The sequence below is a fragment of the Streptomyces sp. NBC_01233 genome (assembly GCF_035989305.1).
Taxonomy (GTDB): Bacteria; Actinomycetota; Actinomycetes; order Streptomycetales; family Streptomycetaceae; genus Streptomyces.
Map to the genome: position 1 here is coordinate 8,466,423 of NZ_CP108514.1, position 12,724 is coordinate 8,479,146.

Consider the following 12,724-nt stretch of genomic DNA (forward strand, 5'->3'; position numbering starts at 1 on the left):
CGATGGCTCCACCGCTTCCGGAGACGACCGGGCCCGATTATGCCCCGCGCGTTTGCGACTGACACACCCTCAAGAGGCGTATGTAATGAGCTGACTTGAATGCTAGATATGAGCGACTTGTCCCATTTGAGATCACTTGGGTAGTGGTCCCGGCGGGCCCGGACCGGCCCTGGCACTTACCCGTGTCCGAGGCGCGGGGACGTACACTCCGCCAGATGAGCAGCAGTGTCACCCGCGCGGCCGGGAACGAGCCCTCGCAGCCCGCCGGCGGAGCCCCGCCCGAGGCTGCGCCGCCCCACGCCACGGCCCGCGGCAACGCCCCCGCCTCGGCCCCCGCCCCCGCGCCGCGGAAGGGAGCCTGGCTGGTGCGCGCCGTGCTCGCCGTCCTCTCCGGCGTGCTGCTCTACCTCAGCTTCCCGCCCCGCCCCCTGTGGTGGCTGGCCCCCTTCGGCATCGCCCTGCTCGCCGGCTGCCTCCACGGCCGCCGCGCCCGGGCCGGCCTCGGCCTCGGTTTCCTCGCCGGCCTCGGCTTCCTGCTGCCGCTCCTCGTCTGGACCGGCGAGGAGGTCGGCCCGGTGCCCTGGCTGGCGCTGGTCAGCCTCGAAGCCCTCCTGATCGGCCTCACCGGCCTCGGCATCGCCCTCGTCAGCCGGCTCCCGGCCTGGCCGCTGTTCGCCGCCGCCGTCTGGGTCGCGGGCGAGGCCCTGCGCGCCCGGGCGCCCTTCGGCGGGTTCCCCTGGGGCAAGCTCGCCTTCGGACAGGCCGACGGAGTCTTCACCCCGCTCGCCGCCCTCGGCGGCACACCGCTGCTCTCCTTCGGCGTGGCCCTCTGCGGATTCGGCCTCTGCGAAGCCCTGCGCATCGCCCGCCGCCACCCCGGCCGCACCACCGCCGCGCTGGCCGCGCTCACCGTCGCCGCCCCGATCGGCGCCGGACTCGCCGCCCGTCCGCTGGTCTCCGACGCGGCCGAGGACGGCACCGTCGTGGCCGCCGTCGTCCAGGGCAACGTGCCGCGCCTCGGCCTCGACTTCAACTCCCAGCGCCGCGCCGTCCTCGACAACCATGCCAAGCGCACCGTCCAGCTCGCCGAGGACGTCAAGGCCGGCCGCGTGCCGAAGCCCGACTTCGTCGTCTGGCCGGAGAACTCCTCCGACCTCGACCCGTACGCCGAACCCGACGCCCGCGCCGTCATCGACCAGGCGGTCAAAGCCATCGGCGTGCCCGTCGCGATCGGCGCCGTCGTGTCCCCGGAGACGGGTCCGCTGCGCAACACGATGATCCTCTGGGACCCCGCCGCCGGCCCCACCGCGACCTACGACAAGCGCAAGATCCAGCCCTTCGGCGAGCGCATCCCGATGCGCTCCTTCGTCCGGCTCTTCAGTTCCGACGTGGACCGGGTGCGCCGGGACTTCGGCCCCGGCAAGGACCCGGGCGTCTTCGACATGGCCGGCAGCAGCGTGGGCATGGTCACCTGCTTCGAGGCCGCCTTCGACGACGCCGTCCGCTCCACCGTCCAGGACGGCGCCCAGGTGATCGCCGTACCCAGCAACAACGCCACTTTCGGCCGGACCCAGATGACCTACCAGCAGCTGGCCATGGACCGGGTCCGCGCCGTCGAGCACAGCCGGACCGTCCTCGTCCCCGTCACCAGTGGAGTCTCCGCCGTCATCCGCCCCGACGGCAGGATCACGGCGCAGACCGAGATGTTCACCGCGGACGCGCTGGTCGCCGAGATCCCGCTGCGCTCCACCCGCACCCCGGCCACCGTCGTCGGACCGCTGCCCGAGTACGCGCTGCTCCTCCTCGCCGCGGGCGGCCTCGGCGGGCTCCTGACCCGACGGATCCGCACGCGCCGGGCGGTCTGAAACGGGGGTCGGCGCCCCGGCCTCGTAGGGTCGGGGGATGACCACACCCGATTACATCCGTGCGATCCGAGCCACCGCCGGGCACCAGCTGCTCCTGCTGCCCGGGGTCACGGCCATCGTCCTCGACGACCGGGGCCGGGTGCTGCTCGGCCGGCGCTCCGACACCGGGCGGTGGTCCGTGGTCGGCGGAATCGCCGAACCGGGGGAGCAGCCCGCCGAGACCGCCGTGCGCGAGGTGTACGAGGAGACGGCGGTGCGCTGCGTCCCCGAGCGGGTGGTGCTCGTCCAGATGCTGGAGCGGATGACCTACCCCAACGGCGACATCTGCCAGTTCCAGGACATCACCTTCCGCTGCCGCGCGACCGGCGGCGAGGCGCGGGCCAACGATCACGAGTCCCTCGAAGTGGCCTGGTTCGAGGTGGACGCGCTGCCGCCCCTGGAGCCCTTCGCCCTGGACCGGATCCACCGGGCCCTGCGGGACGAGCCCACCTGGTTCGCCGCGCCCGTGGAGATCCCGGAATAGGGCGCGTCCGGCAAACCGGTCGGGTGTGGTCCGGCTCACCCGGGGGTGGCCGGGTTGCGCTGTAGGGTTCCGCTGATCCGATAGCGATCATCGGACAGTCGTACATTCAGCGGGGGACGGTCAGGGACCCCCGCTCGAACGGCTGCCCGCGCAGCCCTCCGCGCCGGAGGCGGAACGCATCCCGGCCGTCCGCTAGTTCCTGTCCGCACTGGTGCTGCCCCGCGGAAGTTCGTGGAGGGGTGGTGTTCATCCGGAGCGGATCCGGACCGTTCGGGCGTCCTGACGAGTGAACCCGCGCGTGTCCTGAGGGGCTCAGGACGGTCGTGCCGCACCACGTGGGTGGAAAGCCCGAATCGGCGTGAGGACGCGACGCGATGACGACCGTAGTGGTGACCGGCGCGACCGGGAACGTCGGACGACACGTGGTGAGCGAGTTGCGCCGGCGAGGCATCCCCCACCGCGCGCTCGCCCGCAACCCGGAGCGAGCCACTGCCGTACTCGGCCCCGGCGCCGACCTTGCGCAAGGGGACTTCACCGATCCCGAATCGCTCCGTTCCGCCTTCACGGGCGCCGAGCAGGCCTTCCTGAGCTGCGCCGACGACCCGCGGCAGGTCGAGAACGCGGCAAACGCGATCGAGGCCGCAGCCACGGCCGGTGTCCGGCAGATCGTCCTGCTGTCCACGGTCGGAGCCGAGGCCGGAGCCGAGACGACGTTCGCCGATCAGCACGGCCGCATCGAGCACCGCCTGCGCTCGGCGGGGATCCCTTTCGTGATCCTCCGGTCCAGCTTCCTGATGTCGAACCCCCTCGGTTCACTGCCGACGATCGGGCCCCGTCGCCGACTACGCCCGCGACCTCATGGCACCGCTCCTGACCCGCTGATGCCGCAGCGGGCGGCGGCCGGCGCGGCAGAGTGGATCCGGCACAGGGCCTCGCCACCTGCGGGTTCAGCGCCGGGGACCGACGTGGCCCCGCCCGGCCGCGGACACGCTGTCCTCGACTGCGCAGGCAGCCCCTACCTCAGCGGACCGGCCATCTCTCGGATCACCTGGCTGGCCAGAAGCAGACGGCGGCTCGTTCTCGGTGCGGCCGTACGCGGTGAATTCCCCGTCGTCGGCCTCGTACGCGCCGGCGAGGCGGTCGCGGAGGTCGTTGTTGACCAAAGGGCGCTCCTGACCAGGTCAGGGCACCCGCCCGGGCTGCCGGCCCCACAGGGGTGCTGTCGCGCCCGGCGGGGGGCGCCGAGCTGTCAAGCCCCGAGATTCCGCGCCGTGACCCCGGCCTCGGCTCGGGGCGTAACGGAGTGACACATCGGACGATCCGGCAACCCTGGCACCGCCATGCAAGAAGCCCAGATGCGTGCCAACAGCTTCCCGGACTACTCGACGGTCGGGGGCAGGGGCGGCTCCGGAGGCAACCAAGCCCGGCCGCACTCCGTCATGTGCGGGGATGCGGCCCGTCTGGTCTGGTCCGGCGCCCTCTCGTTCGGCCTGGTCACTTCTCTGAACCGGCAGACGGCTCTCTTCGCCCTGACGCGCACCGGCCCGGCCCCGAGGAACCGGGGCCGGGCCGGTGCGCTCCTAGTACTGCAACCGCATGTGGCGTGACGGTCGGTGAGGTTGCTCGTTGTTGTGACTGTGTGATGAATCGCTGACGGTTGAGCAGATCGAGTCGTGGTCCGAGGGTGTAGCGGGGTTGCATGCCCGGTTCGGGCATCGTTTTGGCAGGTCGGAGCCACGTGATCGGGCTCTGGACTACATGACGGGCCTGCTTGCGCCGCTAGAGAAGAAGAACGGGTGGACGCTGGCCGAGCAGGTCGGCCAGCTCCGCCCGGACGGTGTGCAACGCCTGCTCAACCACTCCGAATGGGACGAGAACGCGGTCCGCGACGATGTCCGGGACTTCGTCGTGGAGACCATCGGCGCCAAGGATGGCGTGCTCATCGGGGACGACACCGGGTTCCTGAAGAAGGGCACCAGGTCAGCAGGGGTCCAGCGGCAGTATTCCGGCACCGCTGGCCGCACCGAGAACTGCCAGATCGGCACCTTCCTCGCCTACGCATCCGCCAAAGGGCGGGCGCTGATCGACCGGGAACTCTACGTCCCGAAGTCCTGGACGGACGACCGCGACCGCTGCCGGGCAGCCGGGATCGACGACACCGTGCCGTTCGCCACGAAGATCGAGCACCTCAAGTGGATGCTGCAACGCGCCATCGACGCGGCTGTTCCCTTCGCCTGGGTGACCGCGGACGAGGCATACGGGCAGGTCAAGCACTTCCGCGCCTGGCTGGAAGAACGCCAGGCCGCGTATGTGCTGGCCACCAAGGTCAACGACACCGTGATCACCGCCGACGGCCGGGACGCCCGCGTCGACGAGCTGATCGCGGCCCTGCCGAAGCAGGCATGGAAGCGGATCTCCGCCGGAGCAGGCGCCCACGGCCAGCGGATCTACCACTGGGCCCGCGTCGCGATCCGGCCCGCCTGGGAGGGCGGATCCGGGCACTGGGTGCTCGCCCGCCGCAACCTGTCCGACCCCACCGACATCGCCTACTACGTCTGCTATGGCCCCGTCACTTCCCGGCTGAAAGACCTGGTCAGGACCGCCGGAGCCAGGTGGGCGGTGGAGGAATGCTTCCAGACCGCGAAGGGTGAATGCGGGCTCGATCACTACCAGGTGCGGCTCTACCGGGCCTGGTACCGGCACATCACCCTGGCCATGGCCGTCCTGGCCTACCTCACGGCCATCCGTGCCGCAGAAGCCGCAAAAGGGGCAGCGGAGATGACGAGCAAGACCTCATACCCCTCAGCGTCCCGGAGATCCGCCGGATGATCGGGCACGTCGTCGTCACGCCCCGCTGCCACAGCAACGAGCACCGTCTGCACTGGTCACGCTTCCGGCGCCGCAGCCAGGCCCGAGCCCGCCGCTGCCATTACCAACGCCGAGGCCACGACCCATACATGCGGTTGCAGTACTAGGGGAGCCGTGCCTCAGCGCAGGGTGAAGGGTGCCACGTGGGTCGTGGTGTCGGCTCCGCTGATGGTGAATTCGAGGTTGTAGTTGCCGTTCGGCAGGTTCCGGGTGCTGACGGGGAGGCTGTAGGAGGAGAGGACCGGGGTGTAGGTGAACCGGCCTGTGACCGGCCTGGTGACGGGGCCGGTGATGCGGGTGGCCGTCAGCGTGATGTTCGAGCTGGAGAGGTTGTTGCCGTTGGCGTCGCAGATCCGCAGGCTGATCACGACCTGGCCGAGGAGGCGGACCGGGCGGTTCGGGTCGTAGAGCAGGCAGATCCGGTACGCCACGTTGTAGGTGACGCTCTTGGTGGACGGGTTGGTGGCGACGTCCCTGGCGTTGACCGTGAACGTGTGCGAGCCGAGCGTCGAGGTGTTGATCGGGCTGCCGTTGGGGACCGTACCGACGCAGCTCGCCAGCCCGGAGGTGGCGTCCGTGCACGAGTAGGACGCGGTGACCGGCTGGCGGTACAGGTAGGTGCCGGCCACCGGGCGCACGATGGTGATCACCGGCCCGGCGGTGTCGAGCCGCACCGTGATCGTCTGCGGTGCGGAGGTGTTGCCGGCGTTGTCGGTGGCGGTGTACGTCACCGTGGTCACGCCGTCCGTGGTGATGGCGACTGTGGCGGCCGCGCCGGGGACGTCGGTGGATGCGGCCGGCTGGGCGCCGCTCGCACTGTAGGTGATCTTCTGGACGCCGGACCCGCAGGACCCGTCAAGTGCGCCGATGCTCACGATCGCGGGGCTGGTGGTGTTCCAGCCGGCGCCGTTCGGCGCAGGCGAGATGCTTGCGGAGGCGGTCGGTGCGGAGGTGTCCGCGTCGTAGGTGAACGTGTCGGCGGCGGTGACCGGGCTGGTGCCGTTGGCGTTGGTGACGGTGACGTCCACGGTGTCCCGCGCCTGCGGGGGCGCCTGCGCGGTCAGTTCCTCAGGCCCGATGACGTTCACGTTCGTGGCCGCTACGGAGCCGAAGGTGACCGTGGCGCCGCTCGTGGGGAATTCCGTGCCGCGGATGGTCACGGTGTTCACGCACTGTGCGAGTTCGGGTGCGTGGTTGGGGGTGACGCCGGTGACGGTGGGCGGGGACAGCGTGACGCGGTCCATCGCGGTGCCCCAGTCGCCGCCCGCGAGGCCGCCGATCTGCTGGACGGTCCAGACGTCCTTGGGGTTGGCCGGGTCGCGGGCGGTGCCCGAGTAGTCGCCCCAGCGCGCCGGGGTGCCGCGCGAGTAGGCCTGCGTGCCCGCGGCGTAGAAGTCGCCGAACGTATTGGCGGGGAAGTTCCCGGACGGCACTCCGATCGCCACCCCGGTGGGGAACATGGTGGAGGAGGAGGCGGTGAATCCGGAGAATAGGTCGTCCTCGTCGTTGAGCGTCAACGAGCCGTAGTAGATGTCTCCCCCCACCATGCCGAGGTTGAGGTTGGTGGCCAGAGTCTGGGTGCCGCCGGTCGAGATCTGGATGTACCGCTGGCAGGCGTGGACGGCGGTGTCGCCGACAGGGGTGCAGCTGACGTTGAAGACGCCCCACAGGCGGTTGTTCTGCCAGGCGACCGAGAGCATCCGGTCGTCGTTGGTCTCGATGGTGGCGTCGCCGCCGGCCGGCTGGGCGGCGTCCGGCGGCGCGGCGGCAGCACCGATGGCGATGGTGTTCTCGGTGTGGTTGACGGCGCTGACCCCGGGCACGCCGGTGAACGTGTGCACCACCACGTTGGTGGGGTCGCGCGGGTCGTGCTCCATCGCCAGCTGGTCGTTGATGCCCGACAGAGAGATGGCCGGGACGACCTGGAACACGGTGTTGTCCTGGCCGAACGTCGTGAGGTTGATCGTGCCTGCGGCCAGCAGGTCGGCCTTGCTGACGACCACGGTCACCACGCCCAGAAACGTCCGGGGGGTGGTTGTCCGGTCGTAGTTGTTCCAGCTGAGCGTGACCTTGTCGTTGGAGTAGCCGAGTTTCGGCTGGTCCTGCAGGACGTTGGTGGTGTTGCTGCCGGCGATGTAGACGGTCCAGTTCCCGCGGGGGTCGGAGGTGTCGCTGACCGCGACGTCGACCTCGTCGCCGCCGGCGAGGAGGCCCTCGTACGCGGCGAAGAAGCGGCCGGACCCCGCGTCGTAGTGCACGCGCGGATCACCGCCCGTGTCCGCCGCGAACCCGAAGAAGGCGCCCAGGTCGAAGGGGGCGCCGACGGCGTTGCCGGCCTTGTCGTAGACCTGGCCCGAGCGGTTCACGAACTCGACGATGTGGGTGGGCCCGACTGCGAGCTGTGCGTCGGAGGGGACGATGTTGTCCACGTTCCCCAGGGTGGGGAACGTCTTCAGCCGCTGGATGACGGCCGTGGACGGCACCGCCGTCGGCCGCGCCCCGGCCTTCGTGGCCTTCGGGGTCAGGGACGCGCTGGTGACCGGCAGACTCGCCTGTTGTCTCGGTCCCTCGGGCGCCGTCCGCTTCGGAGGCGCGAGGTAGGGCTCAACCTGCCTCTCCGTCGGACGCTTTGGCCGCGGCAGCGCCTTTACGTCCACACGCCGCTTCACCGGGACCCGCTCCACTGTCCCCTCGCCGTCCGCCCGCGACGGGGCGGCGGCCGTGGGCGGGACGCCGGGACGCGGCTCGGCGGCCGCCCCACCGGCCGGCGCGACCACCATGAGCGCGACGGCGAGTGCGAGCACCAGGGCGCGAGGCCGGCCGCGCGCCGCGCGGAGTGCTCTCCGGTTCACTTCGGGAAGCCGTTTCAACGACATGGGCTCCCCCCTTCTGACCGCCTCGGAAGTCCGGTCCCGCCTGCGGATCGCCAACGGACGGTCGTTGTCCTGCAGTAGCCGATGATCACGGGCGGGTGTCTGGCGGAAGGACCGCCCGTCCCGCTCCCGTCTGCGGCTCGGCGTGCCGACGCGTCCCCCCAACGGACCTATGCCGGGCTGAGCGGCAGACGGGAAGGCATCACCGTGAGTACGCAGCCAGGATCACCCCGGCAGTGGATCTGCCGTCGCGGCTCAGAGGGCGTTCAGCCCATGCGAGGGCGTACGAGGGCGTGATCTTCGAGCCGTCCGGTGTCGACCACTCCTCGGCCGCGGCGGGGTGCTGTGCCGGTGCTCTCCGCACGCGACTGCATCCTTTGGACCACTACGGTTTCGGCCCTGCGCAGGACGATCTTGCGGCACCGCCGCGAGAGGGTTGATCCGTGCGAACAACCATCGGATACACCGTCGAAAGCATCGGCTACGTCGTAGGAGCCCAGGGGCTTGTCAGCTTCGCTTCGCAGACCTTCTTCGGCACGGAGTGGGGCTGGATGCACAAGGTCGTCGACCTTCCGTCCACCGCTGACCTCGGCATCGTCGCCGTGGGGCTGGCGCTCGTCGTCGGCGGGGTGAAGACGCGGAAGACGCCCCAGCGGCAGAAGGTCGCCTGACCGGCGGGCATTTCAGCCCGCCACTCCCCTTTCCGTGTCGTAGCGGTCAGAGCTCCCAGGCGGCCCGCCGCGTGACCCCCGACGGCTGGTCCCGTGCCCTCATTGAGGTGGAAGTCGTGGACGAGAGGCCTAGCCGGCGTCGGCCGCCTCCCGGTACAGCTCCACCGCCTGGTCGCCCATCACCGCGCTGTACGAGACCTCCGGTACGGTCCCGCCGCCCTCGTAGCCGCCGAGGACCCCCGCCAGCGCTCCGTCCACCAGCCAGGGGCTGCCGCTGGTTCCGCCGCTGAGGTCCGGGCAGCCGATCCGTCGCTGGGTCTCGGAGAACAGCTCGGTGGTGTTGGCGCAGCGCAGCGGGGTCTCCAGGGTCCGCGGGTATCCGATGACCGTCACCGCGGCGTCGTCCGACTGCTCGGCGGCGACCGGGAAGCCGCCCACGAGGTCCTCGACGGATCCGTTCCGCGCCCCGTCCACCGGGGCCACCGTCGCGAAGGCGATGTCGTCGTCCGGGTTCTGGCCCTCCGTCCAGCCCGGGGCGAGGTACACCCCGGTGAGCTTCCAGAGGCCGTACGGGGCCTCGCCGTCCCGGTAGCCCGGCGCGAAGACGGTGGTGTACGGGCTCTCCAGGCAGTGCGCGGCGGTGGCGATCACATCGCGGTCGTCGCTGTGCACCACGGAGGCGGTGCAGAAGTGCCCGCCGTCGAGCCCGTCCGCGAAGAGTGCGCCCACCCGGTCCGTCGTGGCGTCGGGCACCGCCTGCGCGGTGATCCCGGGCGGCGCTCCGGCCGTGGCGTCGGGCACGTCCACGCCGAGCAGCGCTGCCATCGCGGTCAGCGCGAGCAGGATCCGTGATGCCCGCCGCGCACGGATGCGCCGGGCCGGCCGGGGGAGCATGCGGTGGATCATGATTCCACCCTGCCCGCCGAACCTATGTCCGGAGCCCGGTGTTCCGTATGAATCCCCTGTGAATCCGGTGGACCCGATGTGAAACCCGGACCGATCGGCCCGCGAAGTCAGCCGCGGCGCTCGTAGACCGTCACCCGGCGGCCCCGCACCTGCCGGTCCTCCACCACCGTGAAGTGCTCGCGCAGGACCGCGGCCTTCGCCTTGTCGCGCTCCGCCGACGGGGCCTTCGCGACCTCCGCCGCGTCCGTCACCAGCAGCACCCGCCGCTGCCCGAGCAGCGCCGCCCGGATCCGCGCCGGTTCCGCCTCCTCGCCCTTGAGGGTGGCCGAGGCGACCGGGGTCCGGGCCAGCGCCAGGTCGGTCAGGCCCGTGAAGGCGCCGGGGGAGACCAGCGCGGTGTCCCGCCGCGCGGCCGGGACGAACAGCACCGCGTCACCGTCGCCCTTCAGCCGGTCCACCTCACCGGCCACCGCCAGGACGTCGTCGACCCGGCTGGCCGGGGCCCGCTTGCCCAGCTCCACCGGCAGCAGGGCCACCACCGCCGCCCCGACCACACCCGGCACGAGCAGGCCCGCCGCCGGGAACCGGGGCGAGCACGCCCGTACGGCCGCGCCCAGGGCGGCGCCGATCAGCAGGGCCAGACCCGCCATGGAGAACAGCACGTACCGGTCCAGGAACAGCGGCTGGACCAGCGACAGGCCGATCAGCCCGAGCTGCGGCACCGCCAGCAGCGGCAGACCCACCGCCGCTGCCGAGAGGTTCTTGCGGTCGGGCCGGTCCGCCCACGCGCCGAGCCCGCCGATCGCGAGGAGGATCCCCGGGCCGATCAGCATGTGCCAGGTCAGCGGCGGAATCCAGGACACCTGGTCGGACTGGCCCCGGCTGAACAGGATCAGTGGCAGCGCCCCCGCCGCCGCGCCCGAGGCGTACGCCGCCCAGCGCAGCAGGACACCGCGTCCGGCCCGCACCCACCACAGGGTCGCCGCGTGCGCCGGCAGGACCAGCAGCGACAGCCAGTTGAGCAGGGCGCACACCAGCACCGTGACCCCGTACGCCGTCCAGCGCGGCCAGGCCCGCCGCCCGGGCCCGCTCTCCAGGAGCGACACCAGCAGCAGCGTCGACAGCCCGGCCCCTGCCGCGACCAGCGCGTACGGCCGGCCCTCCTGCAGGTAGAACTGGACGGCCGGCAGCAGGCCGAGGGCCAGTCCGCCGCCGAGCCCCGCCCAGAAGCCCGCCAGCCGGCTCCCGATCAGCGCCACGCACGCCGCGGCGGCGGCGACCGCCAGCACCGACGGCAGCCGCAAGGTCGTCGTACTCGCGCCGAAGACCTCGAAGAGGCCGTGCATCAGCAGGTAGTAGAGCCCGTGCACGGCGTCGACGTTCCCCAGCATCCGCCAGATCTCGCCCGCCGGACGCCCGGCCACCTGCCAGGTCGCCGCCTCGTCCCGCCACACGCTGTCCTGCCGGGAGAGCCCCCACAGGCCGAGCGCCAGGGTCCACAGGAACGGGACGAGCCATACGAGGCGCCCGCGTCGGGCCGCGGATATGTGGCAAAGCATGAAGGTGCCGGGATCCTCGGTCTGGTGTTCGGGCGGAAGGTGCCAGTCTATGGACGCCACGGACGGTTTCCGGACCGCCTGTTGTGCACGAAGGAGCGTGAGCGCCCGGTACTGCCGCCCCTAGCCTCGCCGCAGGAGCACGAACGAGGGGCGGTACCCGGTGAACTGGCTCATCCACGACTACCGCGAGAGCGATCTCGCAGCGGTGGTCCACCTGATCGACACCACGGCCGAACTCGGCCAGGAGTCCGTCTTCTCGCTCGCCGAGTGCATCAGCGCGCTGACTGACCGGCAGCCCTGCGTGGTCGCCGTGCACCAGGGCGTCCCGATCGGCGCGGCACTCGCCTGCGTCACCGGGGAGCGGGCCTGGGTCATGCGGATCGCGATCGCCGCCGGCTGGCGCGGCCGGGGCCTCGCCAGCGCCCTGCTCGTCGAGCTGGAGCGACGGCTCATCGCCGCCCGCGTCGGCCGCATCGCCTACGTCCTGCCCGAGGAGGACCTGCTCGGCGAGGGCCTGCTCAACGCCGGCTACACCCGGCAACCCGCCGTCGCCTACTTCGAGAAGACCGAGCCGCTGCACGGGCCGGCCGCCGGCCTCCTCGACGACCTCGGCGGCCGCTTCCTCCCCAACGACCTGTGGGCGAAGGTCGCCGGCATGGAGAGGGAGAAGGACCTCATCGAGCGGCGCGTGGTGCTGCCGCTCGCCGAGCCCGAGCGGGCCGCCTCGCACGGGGTGCGGCCGCCGCGCGCGATCACCCTCTTCGGCCCGCCCGGCACCGGCAAGACCACCTTCGCCCGGGGCATCGCCTCCCGGCTCGGCTGGCCCTTCGTGGAACTGCTGCCCTCCCGCCTCGCCGACGAGGGCAACCTGGCCGCCGCGCTGCGCGACGCCTTCGCCCGGATCGCCGAGCTGGAGCGCGTACTCGTCTTCATCGACGAGGTGGAGGAGATCGCACCGGTGCGCACCGAGCCCGCGCAGCCCGGCGGGATCCACGGAGTGACGAACGAACTGCTCAAGCTGATACCGGGCTTCCGGGAGGGCGACGAACGGCTGCTGGTGTGCGCCACCAACTCCATCCGCTCCCTCGACCCGGCCTTCCTGCGGCCCGGGCGCTTCGACTACCTGATCCCGATCGGGACCCCGGACGCCGGGGCGCGCGCCGCGATCTGGTCCCGCTACACGGCGGGGCGCGCGGACGTCGATGTGGCGGCCCTGGTCGCGGCGACCGAGCTGTTCACGCCGGCCGACATCGAGCACGCGGCCCGGATCGCGGCGCAGGTGTCCTTCGAGCGTGACCTGGAGGCGGTGGGCGCGCGGGGCGCGGCCGCCGCACAGCTGGGCGCGACCACGGAGGACTACCTGGCGGCGGTCCGGCAGTGCCGGCCGACGGTGACGCCGGCGATGACGGGCGAGTTCGAGGCGGACATCACGGCGCACGCCCGCTTCTGACCTCCGCCA

10 protein-coding genes are annotated in these 12,724 nt (G+C 71.7%); 7 read left to right on the plus strand and 3 right to left on the minus strand.

Annotated elements, in window-relative coordinates; translation table 11 throughout:
- Positions 1-215: 215 nt before the first annotated feature.
- From lnt to OG332_RS39505, 5 genes are all read left to right on the plus strand, one after another.
- Positions 216-1,865 (plus strand): apolipoprotein N-acyltransferase, encoded by a 1,650-nt coding sequence (gene lnt / locus OG332_RS39485; protein WP_327417954.1) that lies wholly within the window; start codon positions 216-218, stop codon positions 1,863-1,865.
- A 37-nt stretch (positions 1,866-1,902) separates the two neighbouring features.
- Positions 1,903-2,388, plus strand: a complete 486-nt coding sequence (locus OG332_RS39490) for an NUDIX hydrolase (RefSeq protein ID WP_327417955.1) — start codon at positions 1,903-1,905, stop codon at positions 2,386-2,388.
- Between the two features lie 374 nt (positions 2,389-2,762).
- The gene (locus OG332_RS39495; protein ID WP_327417956.1) at positions 2,763-3,695 is read left to right on the plus strand and encodes an SDR family oxidoreductase; all 933 of its coding nucleotides are present in this window, start codon (positions 2,763-2,765) and stop codon (positions 3,693-3,695) included.
- A gap of 48 nt (positions 3,696-3,743) precedes the next feature.
- A complete protein-coding gene (locus OG332_RS39500; RefSeq protein WP_327417957.1) occupies positions 3,744-3,995 on the plus strand; it encodes a hypothetical protein in 252 nt (83 codons plus the stop codon).
- Between the two features lie 58 nt (positions 3,996-4,053).
- Positions 4,054-5,217 carry an IS701 family transposase gene (locus OG332_RS39505; protein ID WP_327419097.1) on the plus strand — a complete coding sequence of 388 codons (1,164 nt, stop codon included), beginning with the start codon at positions 4,054-4,056 and terminating at the stop codon, positions 5,215-5,217.
- A 158-nt stretch (positions 5,218-5,375) separates the two neighbouring features.
- Here OG332_RS39505 and OG332_RS39510 read toward each other — a convergent pair whose 3' ends face one another.
- Positions 5,376-8,132 carry an OmpL47-type beta-barrel domain-containing protein gene (locus OG332_RS39510; protein WP_327417958.1) on the minus strand — a complete coding sequence of 919 codons (2,757 nt, stop codon included), beginning with the start codon at positions 8,130-8,132 and terminating at the stop codon, positions 5,376-5,378.
- 440 nt (positions 8,133-8,572) lie between these two features.
- On the opposite strand from OG332_RS39510, the gene OG332_RS39515 reads away from it, so the two are divergent.
- Positions 8,573-8,800 carry a hypothetical protein gene (locus OG332_RS39515; RefSeq protein WP_327417959.1) on the plus strand — a complete coding sequence of 76 codons (228 nt, stop codon included), beginning with the start codon at positions 8,573-8,575 and terminating at the stop codon, positions 8,798-8,800.
- A gap of 129 nt (positions 8,801-8,929) precedes the next feature.
- On the opposite strand, the gene OG332_RS39520 is transcribed toward OG332_RS39515, so the two are convergent.
- A complete protein-coding gene (locus OG332_RS39520; RefSeq protein ID WP_327417960.1) occupies positions 8,930-9,706 on the minus strand; it encodes a trypsin-like serine peptidase in 777 nt (258 codons plus the stop codon).
- A 107-nt stretch (positions 9,707-9,813) separates the two neighbouring features.
- A complete protein-coding gene (locus OG332_RS39525) occupies positions 9,814-11,265 on the minus strand; it encodes a hypothetical protein (protein WP_327419514.1) in 1,452 nt (483 codons plus the stop codon).
- Positions 11,266-11,425: 160 nt separating this feature from the next.
- Here OG332_RS39525 and OG332_RS39530 point away from each other — a divergent pair, with 160 nt between their 5' ends.
- Complete coding sequence (locus tag OG332_RS39530) at positions 11,426-12,715, plus strand: ATP-binding protein (protein WP_327417961.1); 1,290 nt, start codon at positions 11,426-11,428, stop codon at positions 12,713-12,715.
- Positions 12,716-12,724: the final 9 nt, after the last annotated feature.

What these genes read in the sequence shown, in the direction of transcription:
- lnt (WP_327417954.1), top strand. Translation starts at nt 216, where the DNA reads ATGAGCAGCAGTGTCACCCGCGCGGCCGGGAACGAGCCCTCGCAGCCC.
- OG332_RS39490 (WP_327417955.1), top strand. Translation starts at nt 1,903, where the DNA reads ATGACCACACCCGATTACATCCGTGCGATCCGAGCCACCGCCGGGCAC.
- OG332_RS39495 (WP_327417956.1), top strand. Translation starts at nt 2,763, where the DNA reads ATGACGACCGTAGTGGTGACCGGCGCGACCGGGAACGTCGGACGACAC.
- OG332_RS39500 (WP_327417957.1), top strand. Translation starts at nt 3,744, where the DNA reads ATGCGTGCCAACAGCTTCCCGGACTACTCGACGGTCGGGGGCAGGGGC.
- OG332_RS39510 (WP_327417958.1), bottom strand. Translation starts at nt 8,132, where the DNA reads ATGTCGTTGAAACGGCTTCCCGAAGTGAACCGGAGAGCACTCCGCGCG.
- OG332_RS39520 (WP_327417960.1), bottom strand. Translation starts at nt 9,706, where the DNA reads ATGATCCACCGCATGCTCCCCCGGCCGGCCCGGCGCATCCGTGCGCGG.
- OG332_RS39525 (WP_327419514.1), bottom strand. Translation starts at nt 11,265, where the DNA reads ATGCTTTGCCACATATCCGCGGCCCGACGCGGGCGCCTCGTATGGCTC.